At 50.7% G+C, this 23,347-nt stretch carries 21 protein-coding genes; 12 read left to right on the top strand and 9 right to left on the bottom strand.

Going from position 1 to position 23,347, the window contains the following annotated elements:
• The first annotated feature begins 42 nt into the window (after positions 1-42).
• From Q7T66_RS04185 to Q7T66_RS04175, 3 genes are all read left to right on the top strand, one after another.
• Positions 43-369, top strand: coding sequence for a YbaB/EbfC family nucleoid-associated protein (locus Q7T66_RS04185; RefSeq protein ID WP_304932041.1), 327 nt, complete (start codon positions 43-45; stop codon positions 367-369).
• A 40-nt stretch (positions 370-409) separates the two neighbouring features.
• The gene (gene recR / locus Q7T66_RS04180; protein ID WP_304932040.1) at positions 410-1,006 is read left to right on the top strand and encodes a recombination mediator RecR; all 597 of its coding nucleotides are present in this window, start codon (positions 410-412) and stop codon (positions 1,004-1,006) included.
• Positions 1,007-1,090: 84 nt separating this feature from the next.
• Positions 1,091-2,335 (top strand): CaiB/BaiF CoA-transferase family protein, encoded by a 1,245-nt coding sequence (locus tag Q7T66_RS04175; RefSeq protein WP_304932039.1) that lies wholly within the window; start codon positions 1,091-1,093, stop codon positions 2,333-2,335.
• Positions 2,336-2,562: 227 nt separating this feature from the next.
• Here Q7T66_RS04175 and Q7T66_RS04170 read toward each other — a convergent pair whose 3' ends face one another.
• Both Q7T66_RS04170 and Q7T66_RS04165 read right to left on the bottom strand, forming a co-directional pair.
• Positions 2,563-3,126 (bottom strand): sn-glycerol-3-phosphate transporter, encoded by a 564-nt coding sequence (locus Q7T66_RS04170; protein ID WP_304932038.1) that lies wholly within the window; start codon positions 3,124-3,126, stop codon positions 2,563-2,565.
• Between the two features lie 113 nt (positions 3,127-3,239).
• Positions 3,240-3,500, bottom strand: coding sequence for a DUF2798 domain-containing protein (locus tag Q7T66_RS04165; RefSeq protein WP_304932037.1), 261 nt, complete (start codon positions 3,498-3,500; stop codon positions 3,240-3,242).
• Between the two features lie 133 nt (positions 3,501-3,633).
• Between Q7T66_RS04165 and Q7T66_RS04160 the strand changes: the two genes are divergently transcribed.
• Positions 3,634-4,593, top strand: a complete 960-nt coding sequence (locus Q7T66_RS04160; protein ID WP_304932036.1) for a LysR family transcriptional regulator — start codon at positions 3,634-3,636, stop codon at positions 4,591-4,593.
• Between the two features lie 59 nt (positions 4,594-4,652).
• Here Q7T66_RS04160 and tal read toward each other — a convergent pair whose 3' ends face one another.
• From tal to pgi, 4 genes are all read right to left on the bottom strand, one after another.
• Positions 4,653-5,591 carry a transaldolase gene (gene tal / locus Q7T66_RS04155; protein ID WP_304932035.1) on the bottom strand — a complete coding sequence of 313 codons (939 nt, stop codon included), beginning with the start codon at positions 5,589-5,591 and terminating at the stop codon, positions 4,653-4,655.
• A gap of 162 nt (positions 5,592-5,753) precedes the next feature.
• Positions 5,754-6,605: a MurR/RpiR family transcriptional regulator gene (locus Q7T66_RS04150; RefSeq protein ID WP_304932034.1), complete on the bottom strand. Its 852-nt coding sequence runs from the start codon at positions 6,603-6,605 to the stop codon at positions 5,754-5,756.
• A gap of 12 nt (positions 6,606-6,617) precedes the next feature.
• Positions 6,618-8,087: a glucose-6-phosphate dehydrogenase gene (gene zwf, locus Q7T66_RS04145; RefSeq protein ID WP_304932033.1), complete on the bottom strand. Its 1,470-nt coding sequence runs from the start codon at positions 8,085-8,087 to the stop codon at positions 6,618-6,620.
• A 101-nt stretch (positions 8,088-8,188) separates the two neighbouring features.
• A complete protein-coding gene (gene pgi, locus Q7T66_RS04140) occupies positions 8,189-9,844 on the bottom strand; it encodes a glucose-6-phosphate isomerase (RefSeq protein WP_304932032.1) in 1,656 nt (551 codons plus the stop codon).
• A gap of 314 nt (positions 9,845-10,158) precedes the next feature.
• Here pgi and edd point away from each other — a divergent pair, with 314 nt between their 5' ends.
• The 5 genes from edd to rpiA all read left to right on the top strand — a co-directional run bounded on the left by edd (position 10,159) and on the right by rpiA (position 16,106).
• Complete coding sequence (edd, locus tag Q7T66_RS04135; RefSeq protein ID WP_304932031.1) at positions 10,159-12,072, top strand: phosphogluconate dehydratase; 1,914 nt, start codon at positions 10,159-10,161, stop codon at positions 12,070-12,072.
• 20 nt (positions 12,073-12,092) lie between these two features.
• Complete coding sequence (eda, locus tag Q7T66_RS04130; protein ID WP_304932030.1) at positions 12,093-12,713, top strand: bifunctional 4-hydroxy-2-oxoglutarate aldolase/2-dehydro-3-deoxy-phosphogluconate aldolase; 621 nt, start codon at positions 12,093-12,095, stop codon at positions 12,711-12,713.
• Between the two features lie 223 nt (positions 12,714-12,936).
• A complete protein-coding gene (locus Q7T66_RS04125) occupies positions 12,937-13,173 on the top strand; it encodes a hypothetical protein (RefSeq protein WP_304932029.1) in 237 nt (78 codons plus the stop codon).
• A gap of 324 nt (positions 13,174-13,497) precedes the next feature.
• Positions 13,498-15,336: a cation:proton antiporter gene (locus Q7T66_RS04120; RefSeq protein ID WP_304932028.1), complete on the top strand. Its 1,839-nt coding sequence runs from the start codon at positions 13,498-13,500 to the stop codon at positions 15,334-15,336.
• A gap of 98 nt (positions 15,337-15,434) precedes the next feature.
• Entirely contained in the window at positions 15,435-16,106 is a 672-nt protein-coding gene (gene rpiA, locus Q7T66_RS04115) for a ribose-5-phosphate isomerase RpiA (RefSeq protein ID WP_304932027.1), read from the top strand.
• 54 nt (positions 16,107-16,160) lie between these two features.
• Here the strand turns inward: rpiA and Q7T66_RS04110 are convergent, their stop codons facing one another.
• The 3 genes from Q7T66_RS04110 to Q7T66_RS04100 all read right to left on the bottom strand — a co-directional run bounded on the left by Q7T66_RS04110 (position 16,161) and on the right by Q7T66_RS04100 (position 19,307).
• The gene (locus tag Q7T66_RS04110) at positions 16,161-18,263 is read right to left on the bottom strand and encodes a bifunctional diguanylate cyclase/phosphodiesterase (protein WP_304932026.1); all 2,103 of its coding nucleotides are present in this window, start codon (positions 18,261-18,263) and stop codon (positions 16,161-16,163) included.
• A gap of 448 nt (positions 18,264-18,711) precedes the next feature.
• Positions 18,712-18,882, bottom strand: a complete 171-nt coding sequence (locus Q7T66_RS04105) for a hypothetical protein (protein WP_304932024.1) — start codon at positions 18,880-18,882, stop codon at positions 18,712-18,714.
• Between the two features lie 95 nt (positions 18,883-18,977).
• Complete coding sequence (locus Q7T66_RS04100; RefSeq protein ID WP_304932023.1) at positions 18,978-19,307, bottom strand: putative quinol monooxygenase; 330 nt, start codon at positions 19,305-19,307, stop codon at positions 18,978-18,980.
• Positions 19,308-19,550: 243 nt separating this feature from the next.
• Between Q7T66_RS04100 and Q7T66_RS04095 the strand changes: the two genes are divergently transcribed.
• The 3 genes from Q7T66_RS04095 to Q7T66_RS04085 all read left to right on the top strand — a co-directional run bounded on the left by Q7T66_RS04095 (position 19,551) and on the right by Q7T66_RS04085 (position 23,339).
• Entirely contained in the window at positions 19,551-20,801 is a 1,251-nt protein-coding gene (locus tag Q7T66_RS04095; protein ID WP_304932022.1) for an Hsp70 family protein, read from the top strand.
• A 313-nt stretch (positions 20,802-21,114) separates the two neighbouring features.
• A complete protein-coding gene (locus Q7T66_RS04090) occupies positions 21,115-22,572 on the top strand; it encodes a Ppx/GppA phosphatase family protein (RefSeq protein ID WP_304932021.1) in 1,458 nt (485 codons plus the stop codon).
• Between the two features lie 167 nt (positions 22,573-22,739).
• On the top strand, positions 22,740-23,339 hold the full coding sequence (locus tag Q7T66_RS04085; protein WP_304932020.1) for a DedA family protein: 600 nt from the start codon (positions 22,740-22,742) through the stop codon (positions 23,337-23,339).
• Positions 23,340-23,347 lie beyond the last annotated feature (8 nt).

The following is a 23,347-nucleotide window of genomic DNA, read 5'->3' as shown; positions in this document are numbered from 1 at the left end:
AAAAATATCCATCCATTTAGAATTATTTAAAGGAGCAACATCATGATGAAAAACCAATTGGCTGGCCTGATGAAGCAGGCGCAAGCAATGCAAGACAACATGAAAAAAATGCAGGATCAATTGGCATCGATAGAAGTCGAAGGTCAATCCGGCGCCGGTCTGGTCAAGATCGTCATGTCGTGCAAACACGATGTGAAACGCGTCACCATCGATCCATCCTTGCTGGCTGATGACAAAGACATGTTGGAAGATTTGGTCGCTGCGGCATTTAACGATGCCTTGCGCAAGGCAGAAGAAACTTCGTCAGAAAAAATGGCTGGCGTGACAGCTGGCATGCCGATGCCACCCGGCTTCAAAATGCCGTTCTGATGTCACTGAGTTTGCTGTTACCTGAATTGAAAGTCGTCGTTTGAAATCAACGTCCAGTCTGGATTTTTTGACCGAAGCATTGCGTCGCCTGCCCGGCGTCGGGCCCAAGTCTGCGCAACGCATGGCGTATCACTTGATGCAGCACGACAGAGATGGCGCAGCAATGCTTGGTCGTGCTTTGTCGCAAGCTGTGGATCGCGTGCAGCACTGCGCGATGTGCAATACGTTTACAGAGCATGCAGTGTGCGAAACTTGCCTTGATGCCGAGCGTAATCCCGCTTTGTTATGCGTGGTCGAAACGCCGGGCGATCAATTGATGATCGAGCAGACGCTGACTTTCAAGGGTTTGTACTTCGTGTTGATGGGACGTTTATCGCCGCTGGATGGCATAGGCCCTAAAGATATTCATCTGGAAAAATTAATCGGTCGTGCCACCGACGGCATCGTGCAAGAAGTCGTGTTGGCGACCAACTTCACGAATGAAGGCGAAGCCACTGCGCACTACATCAGCGAAACGCTGAAAGCACGCGGTCTCAAAGTCAGTCGACTTGCACGCGGCGTGCCGGTGGGTGGCGAACTGGAATATGTGGACGCAGGCACCATCGCGCGCGCCATGCTCGATAGACGTACGACCTAAGTTTTATTTCGACTTGAAGAGTTGATCATGCGGCTTACGTTTTTAATCTCTTCCTGATTTCTTCCAAATCCCTTCCATACCGTCATGACTAAATCCACCTCGCCCGGACCGCTGGCCGGCATCAAGGTTCTTGAACTCGGTACATTGATCGCAGGTCCATTTTGCTCACGTATGCTGGCAGAGTTCGGTGCCGAGGTGATCAAGATCGAGTCGCCGGATGGCGGTGATCCGATACGTCAGTGGCGAGTGTTGAAAGACGGCACGTCTTTATGGTGGTCGGTACAGGCACGTAACAAGAAAAGTCTGACGCTGAATCTGAAAGATCCACGCGGTCAACAGATCGCGAAAAAACTCGCGCTCGAAGCAGACATCATCATCGAGAATTATCGTCCTGGCGTACTGGAAAAATGGTCGCTAGGTTACGAACAATTGAAGGCCGAGAATCCTGCCACCATCATGGTGCGCCTGTCCGGCTTTGGCCAGACCGGCCCATTGAAAGATCAACCCGGCTTTGGTGCAATCGGCGAATCGATGGGCGGCATGCGCTACGTGTCAGGTTTCCCTGATCGTCCTCCGCTACGCATAGGTATTTCCATAGGTGATTCGGTCGCGGCGATGCACGGCGTGATAGGCGCCATGATGGCCTTACGGCATCGCGATACAACCGGAGGTCGCTGGAACGGCAAGTCTGGCGATGAACAAATCGCAGGGCAGGGCCAGATGGTCGATGTCGCCTTGTATGAAGCCGTCTTCAACATGATGGAATCACTGGTGCCGGAATACGATTACGCTGGCGTAGTGCGCGAACGCACCGGCGGTGCTTTACCCGGCATCGTGCCTTCGAATACCTATACAACCGGCGACGGCGAAAACATTGTCATTGCCGGTAATGGCGATGCGATTTTCAAACGCCTGATGCTGGCGATGGGGCGCGACGATCTGGCCAATGACGCGCAACTCGCACGCAACGATGGCCGCGTGCCGCGCACCGCAGAAATTGACGAAGCAATCCAGGATTGGTGCGCGACGCAGACCATAGTCAGTGCGATGGAAATTTTGCAGGCTGCTGATGTGCCTGTTGGGAAAATCTATTCAGTGCGCGACATGATGACGGACCCGCAATTTCTCGCGCGGAAAATGTTCGAACAACATACATTCGCTGATGGCACGCCGATCAAACTGCCGGCGATTACACCGAAGTTGTCCGAGACACCAGGCGAAACAAAATGGCTGGGTCCGGCCTTGGGTGAGCATACCGATGATGTATTGAAAACGCTGGGTTATGATGAGGCTGGAATTGCAGAATTGCGGCGCGACGGTGTCGTGTAATCGAAATCGTCGCAATCGTACTAACAAGCAAAATAAAATCGAGGGGACGAAATGAATAAAAATTTCTTCAAGCAGTTTGCCATAGCCTTGGGACTTTTCCTGCTTGGCTACTGGACGTTCAACGGCTTGATCTTTAACTAGCTTCATCTTTAAAATGATAAGCAGGCTAACTAGTAGCCTGCTAAATCATTCAGTCTTCACTCAGTCTTGAGTTGGGCTTCTCTTCATCAGAATCGGACGCCCGCCGTCCACATCGCTCCCGCCGTACCAAATACGATTACTTCCGAGCAGACATGTTTGTAGCAATAACCTACCGCTGGCAAGATCGCTGGCGCAGTTCCGTATTTGTTAAACGGGATGTTGTCCTGGTATTCGCCTTTGTAACCATGGATTAAACCTGCGACGACCTTCACGTATAAATCAGGCGTTGAGTCTAGCGGTCTGAATTTCTTGCCCCAGTAAATCAACTGTGTCGGTTGCCGATACGAGTTGCGAAATGTCGCGCCACCGACGACATAATCTTTTTCATAATTCCATTCCAGATTCAGCAAATGCTGTGTGTTGTTATGGATAGGATCCGGATCGAAATGTCGGGTCGCAATGCTGGTCGCAATAAAAAGATTGTTTGGCGAGTAATCAGTAGCGGAGGAAGCGCTATCTGCTGCGTGTACCGGTAAGGCCAGCAACACAGACAGGCCTATAGTCGAGGCGCATGCCCATGTTTTTGATGAGCGCATAGTCGCCGAGATTGCAGCTGGAATTGTTTTTTTAGTATGTATGGTTTGCGACATGGAACTGAGTGCTTTCAGGAAAGCGTTGTTGACAGACTTTTCAGACTCCAGTTTACGCTATCCGTTCAAGTTTGTTCCCTCAAAGAACCTTAATTAGCTCTGTTCTCTGCAGATTACTGTCGCACCGTAGCGGCAACCAGCTTGACAACAATTGGCCGAACGATCAGCACGCAGACAAACGCAACCGGCATTGCCAGTTTATATGCGCGTAAGACCCGCATTGCGTAGTCGCCTGCCATACCCGTGCTAGCTGCAACGATCACGAGGCACATCAGCATGGCCATAATGGATGACATAAAGAAGGCGAATACAAAAGGGGTAATGCGAACCGGGATACGGATATCGCTCCAAAATGTAGGCTGCAAATTGCGCATTGATTTCTTTCGTATGTTGTTTGAGGTCTCACTATAGCGAGGGCAGTCACAAGGCGGTAGCCGTGAATCGCTAGGTATTTAATTAAGCTAAACTTATGAATGGTAAATTTATTTATAAGTGAAAGCACGGTAGATGGATAGCCTCAAAGGGATAGAAAGTTTTGTGCGAGCCGTGGAAGAGGGCAGTATTGCCGCGGCTGGCCGCAGGCTGGGGATTTCTGCTGCAGCCGTCAGCCAGAACATTGCACGGCTCGAACAGCAGTTAGGCACACGCTTGATGGTTCGTACCACGCGCCGCTTGGCGCTGACGGAAAGCGGGCAAGTGTATTTTCAGCGGGTGCAATCCATCGTTCATGAACTCGAACAGGCGCAAGCGGAATTAACCGACCTGTATGGCGAGCCTCAGGGCAAATTGCGGATTGCCTGTTCTGCGGCATTCGGGCGGACTGTGCTGGCACCGCTGATGCCCGCTTTCGCACGACGGTATCCGCGCCTGGTGGTGGAACTGGTGCTGGCCGATCATTACGTCGATCACATCGCTGAAGACACCGATATCAGCATACGTTTTGCGCAACAGCTGGAGCCGGGTCTGGTTGCAAGGCGCATAGCGCGCGTGCCCCTGCGTTTGTGTGCTGCACCCGCGTATCTGTCGCAGCATGGCACGCCGCAAGATCCTGATGAGCTGCACTTGCATCAATGCTTGCTGTTTCGCTCACCGATGGAGGGCAGATTGCTGGGCTGGGGATTTCTGCGTAATAGCGTGCGTTTCGAGCCGCGTCTCAATCCAACCATGATCAGCAACGATATCGAGACGCTGGCGCGCTTTGCGGTCGATGGAGCAGGGATTGCACGCATAGGTGCATTCATAGCCGATCCATTGATTAGCCAGGGTTTATTGCAGCCACTATTCTTGCCGGAAAGTGCAAGTGGTATGCGCATGGAAGTAGATGTGATTGAAGCAGGAAAGGCGCAAGCCGATATTGAGCCGCTGGATTTCTATGCGTGCTATCAAGATAGGCGAGCTGCGAATGGCAAGCTGCGTTTGTTTCTCGATTACTTGATAGAAAACATACCTACTGCATGGAGCTTGTGAGTGGATATTGAGCGAGCTAAAGACATGCATGCCGCGTGGTAGCGGCATGCAGAACTGATTTATTTCGCGAGAGCTTCGATCAGGCCATCCAGTTTCACTGCATCAACACAGAAAGCGCGTATGCCTTCTGCCAGTTTCTCCGTTGCCATCGCATCGTCGTTCAGCATGAAGCGGAAACTCTTTTCATCCAGATTCAATTTTTCGATTGCTGCAGATTGGGCTTCTTGCGGTGACAGCTTGCGTGCCAATGGGGCATCTGATTCGGCCAGTTTTTGCAAAAGTTCAGGGCTGATTGTCAACAGATCGCAACCTGCGAGTTCGGTGATTTGCGAAGTGTTGCGGAAGCTCGCGCCCATCACTTCTGTCTTGTAGCCGAACTTGCGGTAGTAGGTATAGATACGTTTGACGGATTGCGCGCCCGGATCATCTGCGCCTGTGTAATCAGTGCCGGTAGATTTTTTATACCAATCGTAGATGCGGCCGACAAAAGGTGAGATCAATTGCACGTTGGCCTCTGCGCAAGCAATCGCTTGCGGCAGCGAGAACAACAAGGTCAGGTTGCAATGTATGCCTTCTTTTTCCAGCACTTCAGCTGCGCGTATGCCTTCCCAGGTCGATGCGATCTTGATCAAGATACGGTCGCGTGAAATGCCTGCAGCTTCATAAAGTTTGATCAGTGTGCGACCTTTGGCAATTGAACCTTCGGTATCGAAAGACAGGCGTGCGTCGGTTTCTGTCGAGACGCGGCCAGGTATGACTTTGAGGATTTCGGTACCGAATGCAACCAGCAAATGATCGACGATCTGCTCTGTACTTTTGCCTGCATGTTCGCGCGCGATTTTTTCCATGATCGGGCGGTATTCATCCTTCTGCACGGCCTTCAAAATCAAGGAAGGATTAGTCGTCGCATCTTGCGGTGCAAATGCCTTGATCGACTGAAAATCGCCAGTGTCGGCAACGATGGTGGTGTATTGCTTGAGTTGTTCGAGTTGGTTCATGGCGAGACGTATTCGTGAGAAGGATATTTGGTTTCGATAATCTATTGTACGCAAAGTGCACGCGGTAATGCAGGTGCAAGAATATTCAATAGTTAAGTGGAAATAAATGGCTTAGAGAAATGACTGCATTGATTGAATTAAGTATCACAGGCATTTTTAAAATTAACGCAGGAACGAATCGAATTGCATCTCGATTTTTTCCAGTGCTTTCTGCGCTGTGATCATTTTTTTGCGTCGTTCAGGACTAAGGCGCAAGGCCAAACCAACTGCCAGAATATCGATAACGACAAGATGGGCGAGACGAGCTGAAATCGGCGTATACGGATCTGTATGGAAATGCAGATCAATCGGTATCAGCACTGTCGCCAGTTCCGCCAGCGGCGTGCCGCTAGGAGCAAGGATGACGACATCGGCACCGCAAGAACGAGCCAGTTGTACGCTGCGTATTAAGGCGATGCTATTGCCGCGCTGTGAAATGGCGACCACGGCATCGCCTTTTTTTAGCAGCGATGCGGCAATGCTGTGTATGTGTGGATCAACGTAGGCAACGGTAGGCACACCGGAGCGAAAGAACTTGTGCTGCGCATCGGCGGCGATAATGCCGGACGTGCCTTGTCCATAAAATTCGATTCGGCTGGCGCGCGACAATACTTGCAGGGCCTGTTCGATGGCGTTGGCATCGAGGCTGTTACGTAGATCGAGCAAGGTGTTGATGGAACGGCCGCAAATCTTGTTGACCAGATCTGCTGCCAGATCTTCGGGTGCCGGCGATTCATCTGCACCGGGTGAAAGTGCCAGACCTTGCGCCAATTTCATCTTGAATGCATGCCAACCGTCGAAACCGATGGCGCGGCAAAAGCGCACGACGGTCGGTTCCGATACATCTGCTTTTTTAGCCAATGCTGTGATGTTTTCAGCGATGGCTAATTCTGGTTGATCCAATACGGCAAGCGCGACTTTTTTTTCCGATTTGGAAAGCGAGTCGTACTGTGTGCGTATCGAATCAAGCAGCATCCAAGTTTCCGTTTATTCCGGCAGCGCTTCTTCGCGCCATTGCAAGCCGTCGCGGCCTATCAATGCGCTGGCCGCAGCCGGGCCCCAGGTGCCCGAGGCATAAGGCAAAGGTTCATTGCCTTCCTGTTCCCAGTGACGCAGGACAGGCTCTACCCATTCCCATGCCGCTTCGAGTTCGTCGCTACGCATAAACAGCGTCAGTTGACCGCGCAAAACATCCAGCAATAAACGCTCGTACGCATCCATGCGCGGTGCCTTGAAGGTTTCGGCGAAATCCAGTTCCAGCTCGACGGGCTTCAAGCGCATGCCATCGCCAGGAGTTTTTGCCATCAGATTCAATTGCAAACCATCGTCCGGTTGCAGACGAATCACCAGACAGTTCGGTTGGAAGCTATTGGTTGATTGCGCGAAGATCGAATGCGGGATCGCTTTGAAGCGCACCACGATTTCGGCCAATTGATCGGCCATGCGTTTGCCGGTACGCAGATAGAACGGCACGCCAGCCCAACGCCATGTATCAATTTCGGCTTTGACGGCGACGAAGGTTTCGGTATTCGAATCAGGATCGGCATTTTTTTCCTGACGATATGCCGGGACTGCTTTGCCTTCTACATGGCCGGCGCGATATTGGCCGCGCACGATATTCTTCGCCAAGGTGGTTGGCGTAAATGGTTTCAGCGAACGTAATACTTTCAGCTTCTCGTCGCGCACCGCATCCGGTGTGACGGACAGTGGCGGTTCCATCGCGACGATACACAGCAGTTGCAGCAAATGGTTTTGCATCATGTCGCGCAAGGCGCCAGATGTTTCGTAGTAACCCATGCGATTGCCGACGCCGATTTCTTCCGCGATCGTGATCTGTACGTCAGAAATCCATTCGCGACGCCACAGCGGTTCGAACAGCACATTGCCGAAGCGTAGCGCCAGCAAGTTTTGCACCGCTTCTTTACCGAGGTAATGGTCGATACGGAAGATCTGCGATTCCTTGAAGACTTGACCGACTTCCAGATTGATTTGCTTGGCGCTGGCGAGATCGCGGCCCAGTGGTTTTTCCAGAACGACGCGCGAGTTTTCTGTTGCCAATCCGCGCTCGGACAGGTTGTGGCAAATTTTTGCGAACAAGGTTGGTGGCGTCGCCAGATAAAACACGCGAGTCAACGCAGCATCGTTGCGCAGCACATCAGTCAGTGGCTGATAAGTAGCGGCATCGGTTGCATCCAGCGAAACGTAACGTATGCGTGCGCAAAACTTGTCCCACGATGCCTGCGCAAATACTTTTTCATTAATATGCGGTCGTGAATTTTCATTCAGTGCTTCTACGAATTCAGCATCAGTCCAGCTTTGGCGGCCTATACAGATAATTTGCGCGGTGGCTGGCAAATCCCCGGCGCGGTCGCGCGCATACATTGCAGGGATGAGTTTGCGCATCGACAAATCGCCGCCGCCGCCAAACAGTACGAGATCAAAATCGGTAAGAGCCATGATTATTTTTATTAAGTTTGTTTAGTTTGCTTGCTAAGTTGAGATGCATGCATCTGTGTTCTTCAGAACATCCATAGTAAATGACTTGTTTGACCGCTTGATTACAACGCCGCTTTGGCACGTGCGATCAAACCATTTGTCGAACTATCGTGCTGTGCCGGTTTAGCTTCTTCGCTCAGCTCGACGGCAATGTTTTTCGCCAGAATTTTGCCCAGTTCAACACCCCATTGATCAAAACTGTTGATGCCCCAGATTACGCCTTGTACAAATACTTTATTCTCATACAGCGCGATTAACGCACCAAGTGTGTTCGGGGTTAACGACTCCATCAAAATAGTATTGCTTGGGCGGTTGCCGGGGAAGGTGCGATGCGGCAGCAGTTGTTCGATTTCGTCCGCTGGCAAACCTTGCTTTTGCATATCGGCACGTACTTCTTCTGCATTTTTGCCACGCATGAATGCTTCGGATTGTGCAAAGCAGTTTGCCAGCAACAAAACTTGATGCGATTCGAGTTGATGTGATGGTTTTAATGCAGCGATAAAATCAACCGCCGCTACATCAGTGCCCTGATGCAGTAATTGGAAGTAGGCATGCTGACCATTGGTGCCGACATCGCCCCAGATTACTGGACAGGTTGCGACATCGACTTTAGAACCATCGACCTTGACGCGTTTGCCGTTGCTTTCCATTTCCAACTGTTGCAGGTAGCCGGGGAACAGGCGCAGATCTTGGTGATAAGGCGCGATCGAGATCGAATTGCCACCGACGAAGTTGCGATTCCAGATGCCTATCAAAGCCAGAATCACCGGCAGATTTTTTTCTAATGGCATTTGCTGAAAATGCTGATCCATCGTATGCGCGCCAGCCAGGAATTCCTTGAAGTTGTCTATGCCGATATAAACGACCAAGGCCAAACCGATCGCTGACCAGACTGAATAACGACCGCCCACCCAATCCCAAAACGGGAACATGTTTTCTTCTGCGATACCGAATTGGGTTACCAGATCGACTTGCGTGGACACCGCGACAAAATGTTTTGGCAGTTCTGCTGCGCTGGCACTGCGTAAAAACCATGTGCGCGCCGAACGCGCATTCGTCATCGTTTCCGATGTGCCGAAGGTTTTGGAGGCGATGATGAAAAGAGTTGTTGCCGGATCGATGCGTGATAACAAAGCATCGAGATCATGACCATCAACGTTAGAGACGAAGTGCATCACAAGTCGTGGATGACCGAATGAACGTAGCGCCTGACACGTCATTTTCGGGCCGAGGTAAGACCCGCCTATGCCGATGTTGACGACGTCGGTAATCTCGCGGCCATCGTAGCCACGCCATTCGCCTGACCGTACACGCTCGGAAAATATACCCATCCGATCCAGTACTTCATGGATATCCGGAATGATGTCTTTGCCATCTAGCAGCAACTGATCACTGCGCGGTCTGCGCAAGGCAGTATGCAAAACGGCACGGTGTTCAGTGCGGTTGATTTCCTTGCCGGCAAACATGGCATCGCGTTGTGCTTCCACTTGCGTTTCGCGTGCGAGATCGCACAGCAATTGCATTGTTTTTTCGGTGACACTATTTTTCGAGTAATCGAGAAACAGGCCTGCGCCTTCAACGGATAATTTGGAAAAGCGGGCAGGGTCTTGCGTAAACAAGTCGCGCACCTGCCAGTTCTTTGCCTCAGCGTGATGCTGTTGCAGTGACTGAAAAGCAGGCGTGTCGACGAGTGAGGGTATTGGGTTGGACGTGCGCATGGGCATTTATGCGATAGAAGTTGGATTTAACTATACATCAAATTATGGTAATTTCACTACAAATATATTCCGTGCTGGCAACGCGTTAAATCAAATGCGCGTAACTGCTTATCTGTAGCTTGCTTGTTACGGATACGCTTAAGGGACGAAAGTTCAATCCGCTAGGATGATTTGGCTGGTTTGCAGGATAATGTCGAAGAAGTGAATTTCTTGCGTGATTAAGTGTCTACGAATTTCGTAGGAAAACCAAAAAAGATGTTTGGTTGGCACGTTTTATTGTAGTAAAATTTCAAAATCGTTTTCAAGGATTTAATATGCCGCTCAATCCCGTCGTGTCTGCTGTCACCGAGCGGATCATAGAGCGCAGCCGCCCTTATCGCGCTGCTTACCTGAATCAGCTATCTGATTCCATACAACAAGGCGTGCAACGCAGCACCTTGTCCTGTACTAATCTTGCGCATGGTTTTGCCGCGTTCCCTGCGAACGACAAGCTGGTATTGAAGCAGCAAAAAAATCCATCCGTCGCGATCATCTCTGCTTACAACGATATGTTATCGGCGCATCAGCCTTACGAACATTTTCCCGCAATCATCAAGGATGCCGTGCGTCAGGTCGGTGGCGTGGCGCAATTTGGCGGCGGAGTGCCAGCTATGTGCGACGGTATTACGCAAGGTCAGCCGGGCATGGAGTTGTCGCTGTTTTCACGCGATACGATTGCGATGTCGACGGCGATTGCGTTGTCGCACAATATGTTCGATGCCGCAGTTTATCTCGGCATTTGCGACAAGATCGTGCCGGGCTTGTTGATAGGCGCTTTGCATTTCGGCCATTTGCCGGCGGTGTTTATTCCTAGCGGCCCGATGACGACCGGCATGTCGAATTCTGAAAAATCCAGAATCCGCCAGTTGTACGCGCAAGGCAAGATCGATAGAGACGCGTTGCTGGAAGCAGAATCGAAGTCTTATCACGATGCCGGCACCTGCACTTTTTACGGCACTGCCAACAGCAATCAAATGTTGATGGAAGTCATGGGCTTGCATTTGCCGGGTTCTGCTTTCGTCACGCCGAATACACCTTTGCGCAATGCCTTGACGGTACGTGCAGCACAACGTGCAATAGAAATCAGCGCGCAAGGCCAGACCTTTACGCCGGTCGGTCGTTTGGTCGATGAAAAAACCATCGTCAATGCCATCGTTGCATTACTGACGACAGGTGGTTCGACCAATCACACGATCCATTTAATCGCGATTGCAAAAGCAGCGGGCATCGTCATCGACTGGAATGACTTCGACAAATTGTCGGCGGTCATTCCTTTGCTCACACGCATTTATCCTAACGGTGAAGCCGACGTTAATCACTTCCACGCGGCGGGCGGCACTGGTTTTGTGATTCGCGAATTGCTGGATGCAGGTTTGTTGCATGACGATGTGACGACCATACTTGGCAAGGGCTTGCGTGCGCATTGCACCGAACCTTTCCTCGATGGCGAAAAAGTCGTTTGGAAACCCGCGCCAGAAGTTAGTGCCGATGAAAACGTTTTACGCCCAGCCGACAGACCGTTTGCACCTGACGGTGGTTTGCGTTTATTGACCGGCAATCTCGGTCGCGCCGTCATCAAGATTTCTGCTGTGAAGCCGCAATATCATGTGGTCGAAGCACCAGCGATGGTGTTCACCTCGCAAGAAGATTTCATGCACGCGTATCAAGCTGGCAATCTGAATCAGGACTTCGTTGCAGTTGTGCGTTTTCAAGGACCGAAGGCGAATGGCATGCCTGAGTTGCATGCATTGACACCGGCGTTAGGTAGTTTGCAGGACGCTGGCTTCCATGTTGCGCTGGTGACCGATGGCCGTATGTCTGGCGCATCCGGCAAAGTGCCAGCAGCGATTCACGTTTCGCCTGAGGTATTGGCTGGCGGCCCGTTGGGACGCATACGTGATGGCGACATTATTCGCCTTGATGCCGAGGCTGGCATCTTGCAGGCGTTGGTCGATGAAGCGGAATGGCAGCAACGTCCGCATGCTTCTGCGGATCGTTCATCAAATGTGGTGGGCATGGGTCGCGAGTTGTTTGCGATGTTCCGTTCATCGGTCAGCGTTGCAGAAGATGGCGCAGCAACTTTCGCCTTGCCACGTCTGATTGTGCCATCCGATACCGAAATCAATTTGCCGAAAGGCGACGCGGAGCCATTCAGCGATGAAGACACGCACGTTCAACAATCCATTTAAGTCAAAAGATGAGCCAGCCCATGAATCTGCTTGAAATTATGCGGTGCTCGCCGGTGATCCCGGTGATTGCAATTGACGATCTTGCGCATGCGGTACCTTTGGCGCGCGCCTTGGTAGCTGGCGGGATTCGCGTGCTGGAAGTCACTTTGCGTACCCAGCACGGGCTGGCCGCGATTCGTGCGATTGCCGAGCAAGTGCCGGAAGCGATTCTCGGCGTTGGTACGCTGACGCGACATGAAGATTTTTCTGCGGCACGTGATGCTGGTGCGATTTTTGGTGTGTCGCCAGGGTTGACGCCTGCTTTGATCGAAGGCTCGCGTTCCAGCGGTTTGCCGCTGTTACCTGGTGTGATGACGCCCTCTGAAGTGATGGTTGCGCGTGAAGCTGGCTTTCATCAGGTGAAATTGTTCCCTGCAGTTCCTGCTGGTGGTGTTGGTATGTTGAATGCGATTGCTGGTCCGTTGCCGGATATGTTGTTTTGCCCGACAGGTGGGATTTCTCAGGAGACTGCGGCGCAGTTCTTGGCTTGCAAGAATGTTGCTTGCGTGGGGGGGTCTTGGTTGACGCCTAAAGATGCGCTTGTTGCTGGGGATTGGGCGCGGGTTACCGCTTTGGCTAGAGCGGCTTCGGCGCTTAGATAGCATTTATTAATAACTCGTTTTCTCCGTCGTTGGCTTGCCGGGGGTAGCCCGGCGGCTACTCACTTTTCTTGCTTCGCCAAGAAAAGTAAGCAAAAGAAGGCGACGCAGAAGCCGTTGCCCGCTGCGCGGGTGCCCAAGTCAAACGATCATCAGTCGGGAGCACAAACAAACTCGCTGCGCTCAAACAGGTTTGCACTCTTTATCCGCCTGATGACCGTTTGCCTTGGCAACGTCAGATGCGGTTAAGGTCAACTGCAAAATCAAACCGCAACCGCAACCGCAACCGCAACCGCAACCGCAACCGCAACCGCAACCGCAAGATCAACTACCTACATACTGTTTTATCCTCAAGTTAGCTCGCAACAATGCTACGTCCACCGAACTGCCGTTGAAGTTCAACCGCTCTGACGCTGCCGTTTGTGCGGAGCAGAAAATGGAAAAAGAAGTGAACGTTGTCTGAGCGTAGCGAGTTTCGTTCGCTTCCCATTTTTTGATTTGCACAAACGGGAACCCGAAGGGCAGCGGCTTCGCGGTCGCCTTTCTTTGCCTTCTTTCTTTGGCGAAGCAAAGAAAGAAGGTGGCAGCCGGGCCACCCCCGGCATACCCACTCTCATCGAAGAGATAAACATTTCAAATGCAGCAACCCTGCGCCAACGAGCATAAAAACTCAACTACCTATGTTCGCCACCACATAGACATCCCCCCCATCTATGTGTAAGGTTTAAGCAAGTCCATCACATTCCACATCCGCCCGCATTCTTGTCGCACAACAGGGATCCGTCCTATGCATGGAGCAGAGTTCATTCAAGACCTTGCAGTGATCATGCTGATCGCTGGCTTTGTCACGATTGCTTTCAACTACTTCAAGCAGCCCGTCGTGCTCGGCTACATTCTTGCCGGCGTGATCATCGGGCCGCATACCCCACCTTTTGATTTGATTCAGGATGAGCGCACGATCAAGATCGTGTCTGAGCTCGGCGTGGTATTTCTGATGTTTTCTCTCGGCCTTGAATTCAATTTAAAAAAATTGAGTAGCGTTGGTATCACCGCTTTTATTTCGGCGATGGCAGAGATCACTTTGATGACGTGGATTGGTTACCAGATCGGTTTGTATTTCGAGTGGAATACGATGGATTCGCTGTTCCTTGGCGCGATGCTGGCGATTTCTTCGACGACGATTATCGTCAAGGCGCTGGATGAACTGGGCTTGAAGAACGAGCGCTTCGCGCAATTGATATTCGGCATTTTGATTGTCGAAGATATCCTCGCAATCGGCATGATCGCATTGCTGTCGGGGATCGCGATGAATGGTTCGGTCGATGCGGGTGATGTATTTGTTACGGTAGGCAAGCTGTCGCTTTTCATGATCGTCGCCTTGATACTGGGCTTGTTGATGGTGCCGCGTATTTTGGCGTTTGTCGCCAAATTCAAAAATACCGAAGTGTTTTTGATTACCTTGTTGGGCTTGTGTTTCGGCTTCTGTTTGCTGGTCATGCAATTGGAATACAGCATTGCCTTGGGCGCATTCATGATAGGCGCGATCATGGCGGAGGCGCGGCAACTGCATTTGATCGAAAGACTGATCGCACCTATCCGTGACATGTTCAGCGCACTGTTTTTCGTTGGTGTCGGTTTGTTGTTCAATCCATCTGTATTAATCACTTACGCATGGCCGATTGCAGTCATCACGATCGCTGTTGTGCTTGGCAAAATATTCGCATGTGGAATTGGGACTTTCGTCGCTGGTAACGACGGCAAAACTTCGTTGCGAGTCGGAATGGGACTTTCGCAGATAGGCGAATTTTCTTTCATCATTGCGTCACTCGGTTTGACCTTGCAAGTCACCAGCGAATTTCTATATCCGATCGTGGTGGCGGTATCGGCTGTAACTACTTTATTGACGCCATATTTGATCAAGCTTGCTGATCCGCTGTCGCAGCAAGCGGCAAGCGCGATGCCGTCTGTCATCAGTCGTACCGGCACGCGCTATACAGAATGGCTGCAAAGCGTACAGCTGCAAGGCGATCGCGCGATGCTTGCCAAGATCATCATGAAGATTGTCGTACAGGTCATTGCGAATTGCGCTTTGACGGCGGCGGTTTTCGTCGCCGGTATTTATTTGCTGGGCGCCGTGGAGCAGTTACTGGGGACCTCGTTTGAGGATGAGCGGATACAAAAAACCGTCGTATGGGGCGGTGCCTTGATGTGTTCTTTGCCGTTCCTGATTGCGACTTACAGAAAATTGAAAGCGCTGAGCTTGTTGCTGGCTGAAATTATTACTGGTGAAACCAGTCGACTTGCACATGGTTGGCGCCGTGTGATTGCAGAGACGATTCCGCTGGTTTCGATCGCAGTCATTCTCTTGTTGATAGGTTTGTTAAGCCGCAGCATCTTGCCGCCTTTTGAAATGCTTGCCTTGTTGTTGAGCGCGGCTGCTGTATTAACCGCATTGTCGTGGCGGCCTCTGGTTCGATTTCATACGCATTTGCAGATAGCGCTGTTTGAGACGCTGGATGAAGAGGCGGCAGAGGAGGGTAATGAATTGACTACTGAAAAAACCTTGGAAAAATCAGATCAAGCACCTGATGAATCCAAGAATATAAAAGTCAATAAAGACGCCTGACCTCAGCTCATGTATTCAGATTGCGTACCACCTGCAAGGCATCCGGTAAAATAGCGACCTGATTTGAATTTTTAACCATCAATTTTTCTGTATACGCCATGACCCAAGATGAAATGAAGCAAGCAGTTGCCCTCGCCGCAATCGACTATGTTGTTCCAGGCGAAATTATTGGGGTCGGCACCGGTTCTACAGCCAACTTCTTCATTGATGAACTGGGCAAGATCAAGGATCGTATCAAAGGTGCTGTGGCCTCGTCAGAAGCGACCGCACAACGCCTGCAATCGCACGGGATTACGGTATTCGATTTGAATGATATCGACACCATGTCGGTGTATATCGATGGCGCGGATGAGATTACAGCGACCGGCGCAATGATCAAGGGTGGTGGTGCCGCTTTGACGCGTGAAAAAATCGTGGCTTCGGTTGCCAAGCAATTTGTTTGTATTGCCGATGGGTCAAAACTGGTGAATTTGCTAGGTAACTTCCCACTACCGGTGGAAGTGATCCCGATGGCGCAAGCCGTGGTTGCTCGGAAGTTGGCAGCACTTGGCGGTGAGCCACGTTTGCGCGTCAAGGATGGCAAGCCTGTAGTGACGGATAACGGTTGTTACATTATCGATGTGCTGGGATTGCAGATTCAAAATCCGGCTGAACTGGAAGCGCAGATCAACGATATCGTCGGTGTCGTTACTGTTGGTTTGTTCGCACGACGTGCGGCTAATATCGCTTTGTTAGGTACGGCAGATGGTGTGCAACGCTTGACGTTTTAAGCAAGACTCACTGAGTCAACCTTGCTTGACTCAGTGAGTATTCAAAATAAGCAATCAAGAGTATTGCCGTATGCCTTCATGTAGTAGTTTGATGAATGCATGATTCGTAACCGGCTTGCTCATCAAATATCCCTGACCTTCGTTGCAGCCATGTTTCAGCAGGAACTGAAAGTGTTCTTCGGTTTCGATTCCTTCGGCCAGCACGGTCAAATTCAAATTATGTCCGAGTGAAATGATCGCCTTGATGATCGCTGCGCTATCCGGATTGGTGGCGATGTCGCGAACGAAGGATTGATCGATTTTCAAGGTGTCGACCGGGAAGCGTTTCAGGTAGCTCAGACTTGAATAGCCAGTGCCGAAATCATCAAGTGAAATTTTCACGCCCAGTGCACGCAAGCGTGTCAGTAGTGCAAACGATTTTTCTACATCGGTTGCCATCACGCTTTCGGTAATTTCCAACTCCAGATACTTCGCTTCCATGCCAGTTTCAGCCAAGATGCGCTCCACCAGTTCAACAATATCGCCGCGTGCAAGTTGACGTGGTGACAGGTTGACGGAAACCGGCATAGGCTGATGTCCAGCAAGTTGCCAGGTGCGATTTTGTCTGCATGCAGTACGCAACACCCATTCACCGATTTGTATGATCAAGCCGGTTTCTTCCGCCAGCGGAATAAATGCTGCTGGAGAAACCATACCTTCGTCGCTATTCCAGCGTATCAATGCTTCCGAGCCGATGATTTTGCCGCTGGCAAGATGGATCTTCGGTTGGTAATGCAAGATGAATTCATTTTTTGGAATCGCTTGGCGTAGACGATTTAACAGCGCCAATCGATCGGTAACGGTGTCATTCATTTCCGCAGCGAAGTACTGGAAATTATTGCGACCGAGTTCCTTTGCCTTGTACATCGCCGAGTCGGCATTCTTCAACAAGGTTTCCACATCGCGGCCGTCATCCGGGCACAAAGTGACGCCTATGCTGCATGTAATGCGGAACTCCAGATCGTTTGCCATCCAAGGTTGCGCGACTTCATGCAAGACGCGTTGCATGGTTTGCGTAATCGAGTCTTCATCGGTCTGGCTGGTCAGCAGCAACACAAACTCATCGCCGCCTTGACGTGCAACGGTATCGCTTTCGCGCAGGCAGGAAGTCAGACGTTGTGCCGTGATTTTCAGTAACTCATCACCGACTTGATGACCGAGACTATCGTTGATGAATTTGAATTGATCGAGATCGAGGAAAGCGATCGCAGTAATGTTGCTATAGCGTTCTGAATGCAGAACCGCTTGTTGCATCCGATCGTAGAGCAGGGTGCGATTTGGCAAGCCGGTCAGCGCATCGTGCGTCGCCTGAAACTGGATTTCGGCTTCATGCAATTTTCGCTCGGTGATTGCTTCTACCGTACCTTCATAAAATACCAGCTCTCCTGCGCTGCTGAATACGGCGCGCGCGTTTTCAGAGATCCAGATTATTTCGCCATCACGTTTGTAGATACGAGATTCAAAATTTGTGACGACGCCGTTCTTCTTCATCAACTGCATGAACTCGATGCGGCGCTTGGGCTCGACATAGACTTGATGCTCAATGTCTTTCAAGGTCGAGATCAGATCTTGCGGCGAGCTGTAACCATACATGCGTGCCAGCGCAGGATTGACGGCGAGGTAGCCGTTATCCGGTGTGGATTGGTAGATGCCTTCAATCGCGTTTTCAAAAATGCTGCGATAGCGACGTTCGGCTTCGCGTAAAGCTTCGTCAGCCTCGCGGCGTTCGGTAATGTCTTGAATAAAACCTTCGAGTACGTCCCAGGCCTTGTTGTCATGCGAAATATTGGTGCCGCGTTCCCACACCCAACGCACTTCGCCATCGGCACGGATGATCCGGTATTCGATATCAAAGCGACGATTATTTTTTACTGCGGCGAGAACGGCATTCCGTACGAGATCCCTATCATCTGGATGCGTGATGTTGTCGAAGGAAATATGGCTGTTAAATAAAATATCTTCTTCTGAATAGCCAGTCAGCTTAAGGCAACCTTCGCTGACAAATTCCATCGTCCAGTGGGCATCCAGCCGGCAGCGATAAACCATACCTTCCAGGTTGGACAGCAGCGTACCCAGCAAACGGGCTTGCAGTGCTGGATCAGTTGGATGTGAGGGCATCGAGAGCAGCATATTCAGATTTGGTGAGTTGGATCACAAGCTTTATTAAGTGGATACATCATTTCTGGTTCATGACAATCTGACTATGCATTTGCATGACAGGAATAATTACTTCCCATATAGCAATAAAGGTGCCATCACGGCGGCCAATTGCACGCACTTAATTGGTGCGATGGAATGTGAGTTGAATGCTAATGAAATTTTTTAGACCAGCGCGTCAAGACGATGATGACGGCATCTTTTTTCCTATGAGGCCGTCAATTTGCTGGCGTATTTTGCGATGAGATCTGTCTAAGCGATTGCGTTAAATCAAATCTTGGCTGAATGACAGCGATGCACTAGTAAGGGCTGTATCTGGAGTCGCGAATAGCTGGGCTGAAGTCAACTCATGCAAGATAAGCAAGGCTGCTTGTCTTTTACTTATCTGAATTGCACACGGCTATAAGAATCAACGCGGTTTATCGGCGATCTCTCGCGCCATGCGATCTTGCCGGTCGTAAAAATCCAGCGTGCCTATGTCGCCGCTATTGCGTTGTCGCGATGGCACTAAATGCTCGACGTCGAGCATCAGCTCATCATCGATTTCCATATCGTCTTCACTGCCCCAGCTGCTATTCATAGTTCCTCCGTAAGGCCTGTATTTTACGATGTTTTTTCGAAATTTTTAATACGTGCTCCGAAGTCGCGCTACGGAACACGTATTCACGTTCACGCTTAGCCTAGTGAATCGGGAACCTCACCATTGCCAGGTAATTTGGCAGCGAGTACGGCGAATTTTTCGATGTTGGGTGGCTGTGCCAACAAGTTTGCAGCTTGGGCGCCCAAGCCTTTGGCGATTTCTCCTGCTAGATGTGCCTGACTCGCATTTTCATCAGGGAATGCATCAAAGATGCCGAAAGTTTTTGCATCCAGTTTGATGGCAAACCATGCAGTGGTGCCGGGTTCGCCGACAGCGTAAGACAACTGTGCGCGCAAAAATTCTTCCAGTTCTTTTTCCTTGCCCGGTTTTGCTTCCAGGCGAACTTGCAATCCGACGTTAACCATAGTGCCTCCTGTCGATGACCATTGAGTGTGTATGTGGCGAATCAGCTCTTCGCATTTTGGAGCTGTTTTTCATTGTAATCCTCATAGGCATTTGATGCGGAATCCTGATTGAATGCAGCACTGCTGTAAGCTGTCAGACTTTTGCGCAAGCTACCCGGCAAATACTTTTGCAGCTGAGAAAATAAACACACCCCAGGGTCTATGACTTATCATCGTGGCCCGTTTCATTTACAGAGGTTTTTCATGGCGAACGCGTGCGGCGTCGATTTTGGTACGTCGAATTCGACAGTCGGTTGGATCCGTCCCGGCACTTCATCTTTATTGCAATTGGAAGATGGCAAAACAACATTGCCGTCCGTCGTCTTTTTCAATGCGGATGAAGAACAGGTTTATTACGGGCGTGCTGCACTGGCCAATTATCTGCAAGGTTATGAAGGCCGCCTGATGCGCTCGCTGAAGAGCTTGCTCGGCACCAGCCTGATCGATGATCAAACTGAGGTGATGGGCAAGGCCTTGCCATTCCGCGCTTTGCTGACGCAGTTCATAGGTGAGTTAAAGCATAGAGCCGAAACGGCAGCGGGACGCGAGTTCAGCAGCGTTGTTATGGGCCGACCTGTGCATTTCATTGATGGCGATGAAGAAGCCGATTTTATGGCTGAAGATACATTGTATGAAATCGCGCAATCCGTGGGTTTCAAGGATGTCGAGTTCCAGTTTGAGCCTATCGCGGCCGCATTCGATTACGAGTCGGGGATAACAAAGGAAGAATTGGTGCTGATCGCCGATATTGGTGGTGGTACCTCTGACTTTTCCATCGTGCGTTTGTCGCCTGAGCTCGCCAAGAAAGCGGATAGACGCGACGACATACTTGCAACCGGTGGTGTGCATATCGGCGGTACCGATTTCGATAAATATTTAAGCTTGACCAGCATCATGCCTTTGCTTGGACTCGGCACTCGTTTGAATAATAACAATGAGGTGCCGTCCAGCTATTACTTCAATCTGGCAACCTGGCACACGATCAATCTGGCGTACACGCAAAAAACCTGGTTGCAGATCAAGGATATCTACCGCGATGCCCAAGAAAAAGACAAGCTTGATACCTTGCTGGATTTGATTAAAAACCGTTCCGGCCATTGGCTCGCGATAAAAGCAGAAGAAGGCAAGATTGCCTTGTCGTCGGAACTGGAAACGCAACTAGTGCTGGAACGTCTGGTACCAGCTCACACATTGACATTGAAGCGCGACGAGTTTGACGAGGCGATCTCGAAGATGGTGACCAGTATTGAGAATACGGTTACCGATTTGTTGCGCGACGCCGACATCGATGCTGATGAAATCGATACGGTAGTATTTACCGGCGGCTCCAGCGGCGTACAGTTATTGCGCGAAAAGATAGGTTCATTGTTGCCGAATGCACGTCGTGTAGAAGGCGATTTGTTCGGCAGTATCGGTGCCGGCCTAGCTCTGGATGCAGTCAGAAAGTTTGGCTGAATACGTCAAAACATAAGCAAGAAAAAATCAAGCAATAAATTACTCATGCCAACAGTGAAGACTGCTTGGCATGACGTATTTTTAAATGGTATAAACAATTTACGCATTTATGCGTAAATTTTTTGTCGATGCTGATTTGCTTATGTGCAGACAGCACGATGTTGAGTTGTTTGACTAAGTGATCCTGCACGGGATTTGTCATGACAGCGTAATAATGCAGGCTTATCGTCACGCACTTTTCAGCCGCCGCTACGAGCCGTGATGAAACTTGATTGGTTACAAGCATGCATAAGCAGGTGATTGAGGAGATGGAATGTTTGCTGCAGTAGATCTGGGGTCCAATAGTTTCAGGTTGCATATAGGGCGACATGATGGCGAGACCATTCGCATCATCAAGAGCGCGCGCGATCCTGTACGTTTGGGCGCTGGTTTGGACAGCAAGGGTAATCTGACGCCGGCAGCAATGCAAAGCGCGATCGAATCGTTGTCCCGTTTCAATTCCATTTTAAGTACTTATCCATTGAACGCTGTACGCGTGGTCGCTACCAATGCGATGCGGATGGCAAAAAACTCTGCCGTATTTCTGCCAGCGGCGGAAGCTGCGATTGGCTATCCGATAGAAATTATTTCCGGTGAAGAAGAGGGGCGTCTGATTTACATGGGCGTCGCCAGCTCTTTGCCGTCTTTGACCGAACGTCGTCTGGTGCTCGATATAGGAGGCGGTTCGACCGAGCTGATTCTTGGCAAAGGGCAGGAAATCGAACAGGTTGAATCCTTCAGCGTAGGCACGGTGCCGCAAACCTTGTCATTTTTCCGTGATGGAAAGATTGATGCGGATACCTTTGATGCCACCATTTTGTCAGCACGTTCACGCTTTGAAGATGCTGCGCCGGTGTATCGTGCAGAGCGTTGGTCGTGTGCCTATGGCTCGTCGGGGACGATACGTGCAATTGCCGATGCGATTAGCAAAAACGGTTTGGGTGACGGCACATTGTCGCTGAAGAGTCTGGATGCACTCAAGCGTCGCCTGATTCAATTCGGGCAGGCGAGCAAAATCGATTTGATCGGAATGAAACCTGACCGTACAACCAGCATTCCAGGCGGTCTGGCGATTCTAATCGCGGTCATGCAAGAGCTCGGCATCAAAGTCATGAAGCCGATAGAAGCCGGCTTACGCATGGGCGTGCTGTGGGATCTGCAGCTGCGCGCGACCAAGCGCGATAGACGCGAACAGTCGGTACACGATTTTATGCAGCGCTTCCATGCTGATGAAAAGCGCGCTGATTTTGCCGCGCAAACTGCCAGCGATATGTTCAGTTTGTTGAAACCGACAGACGACAAGTACGCCAAGTTATTACACTGGGCAGGCTTGCTGCATGAAATCGGCTTGTCGGTATCGCATAGCGGCTATCACAAGCATGCTGCGTACATGATCGAGAATGCAGATCTTCCTGGCTTCACAACGCGCGAGCAACGTCTGATGAGTTATCTGGTGTTGGCGCAGAAGGGCAATTTGCGCAAGGTTGGCGATTCATTGGCTGATGCCGATTTTGCAAAAGCGATTCTGGCTTTGCGGCTGGCCGTGATGTTCATGCACGCACGTATAAAAGTTGATATCGATGAAGTGCGACTGAAAATCAAGAACAAGATCGAGCTCGAATTACCCAAGGCATGGGTTAACGATCATCCGACCGTTGCTTACTGGATTGAAAAAGAAAAAGATTGCTGGAGTGAAGTCGGCATCGATTTTTCCATCAAGCTGAATAGCTGAAGCAGCTAATCTGGTGGTAGCGGAGGGCGCTTGCGGCTTTGATCCGCACTATGTGCTTGAACCTTTTCCATCCTCACCCTTCTGAGTAAGCGTATTCCTCGCGCATTACAATGTGCGCTAGTAAAGTCCGCGGCCGCTTAAATAGCCCATTCATTCAGGAGCTTGCATTGTTCAACAGTATTGTCGATATCGTGTCGCAGAGCGGCTATCTGGGGATTTTTCTGCTGATGTTTGCAGAGAACGTATTCCCGCCCATCCCATCCGAGTTGATCATGCCGCTGGCTGGCTTTGTTTCTGCGCGTGGTGATTTGAATTTGCTGTTGGTGATTTTGGCTGGTACCGCAGGTTCTGTGGTGGGCGCCTTGCCCTGGTATTACGCTGGTGCGATATTCGGCAAGGATAGGCTGAAGCGCATCGCCAGCAAGCATGGTCGCTGGCTCACCTTATCGCCACGCGATATTGATGTTGCCTCGGACTGGTTTGCGCGACATGGTGCGGCGGCAGTGTTCTTTGGCCGTTTGATCCCCGCTATACGCACTTTGATTTCGGTGCCAGCTGGCATCGTTCGCATGCCTATGCTGCCGTTTCTGGCGTATTCGACGATAGGCTCGTTAATTTGGACTGCGTTGTTGGCCGCGGCAGGTTACCTGATGCAATCGCAGTACGAGCAGGTTGAACATTATGTGGAGCCGGTTTCGAAAGCGGTAGTCTTCCTGGTGATTGGGATTTATGTCTATCGCTTTGTGCGCTTCAAGCCGCATCAATAATAGTCAAC

The sequence above is a fragment of the Herminiimonas sp. genome (genome assembly GCF_030655415.1).
The sequence above is the reverse complement of the archived record's forward strand: the minus strand, read 5'-3'. Positions and strand labels throughout refer to the sequence as shown.

Bases quoted from the DNA above. Each gene is read 5' to 3' on its own strand.
- Q7T66_RS04185 (WP_304932041.1), top strand. From the start codon at position 43: ATGATGAAAAACCAATTGGCTGGCCTGATGAAGCAGGCGCAAGCAATG.
- Q7T66_RS04175 (WP_304932039.1), top strand. From the start codon at position 1,091: ATGACTAAATCCACCTCGCCCGGACCGCTGGCCGGCATCAAGGTTCTT.
- Q7T66_RS04170 (WP_304932038.1), bottom strand. From the start codon at position 3,126: ATGTCGCAAACCATACATACTAAAAAAACAATTCCAGCTGCAATCTCG.
- Q7T66_RS04165 (WP_304932037.1), bottom strand. From the start codon at position 3,500: ATGCGCAATTTGCAGCCTACATTTTGGAGCGATATCCGTATCCCGGTT.
- Q7T66_RS04160 (WP_304932036.1), top strand. From the start codon at position 3,634: ATGGATAGCCTCAAAGGGATAGAAAGTTTTGTGCGAGCCGTGGAAGAG.
- tal (WP_304932035.1), bottom strand. From the start codon at position 5,591: ATGAACCAACTCGAACAACTCAAGCAATACACCACCATCGTTGCCGAC.
- Q7T66_RS04150 (WP_304932034.1), bottom strand. From the start codon at position 6,605: ATGCTGCTTGATTCGATACGCACACAGTACGACTCGCTTTCCAAATCG.
- zwf (WP_304932033.1), bottom strand. From the start codon at position 8,087: ATGGCTCTTACCGATTTTGATCTCGTACTGTTTGGCGGCGGCGGCGAT.
- pgi (WP_304932032.1), bottom strand. From the start codon at position 9,844: ATGCGCACGTCCAACCCAATACCCTCACTCGTCGACACGCCTGCTTTT.
- edd (WP_304932031.1), top strand. From the start codon at position 10,159: ATGCCGCTCAATCCCGTCGTGTCTGCTGTCACCGAGCGGATCATAGAG.
- eda (WP_304932030.1), top strand. From the start codon at position 12,093: ATGAATCTGCTTGAAATTATGCGGTGCTCGCCGGTGATCCCGGTGATT.
- Q7T66_RS04120 (WP_304932028.1), top strand. From the start codon at position 13,498: ATGCATGGAGCAGAGTTCATTCAAGACCTTGCAGTGATCATGCTGATC.
- rpiA (WP_304932027.1), top strand. From the start codon at position 15,435: ATGACCCAAGATGAAATGAAGCAAGCAGTTGCCCTCGCCGCAATCGAC.
- Q7T66_RS04110 (WP_304932026.1), bottom strand. From the start codon at position 18,263: ATGCCCTCACATCCAACTGATCCAGCACTGCAAGCCCGTTTGCTGGGT.
- Q7T66_RS04105 (WP_304932024.1), bottom strand. From the start codon at position 18,882: ATGAATAGCAGCTGGGGCAGTGAAGACGATATGGAAATCGATGATGAG.
- Q7T66_RS04100 (WP_304932023.1), bottom strand. From the start codon at position 19,307: ATGGTTAACGTCGGATTGCAAGTTCGCCTGGAAGCAAAACCGGGCAAG.
- Q7T66_RS04095 (WP_304932022.1), top strand. From the start codon at position 19,551: ATGGCGAACGCGTGCGGCGTCGATTTTGGTACGTCGAATTCGACAGTC.
- Q7T66_RS04090 (WP_304932021.1), top strand. From the start codon at position 21,115: ATGTTTGCTGCAGTAGATCTGGGGTCCAATAGTTTCAGGTTGCATATA.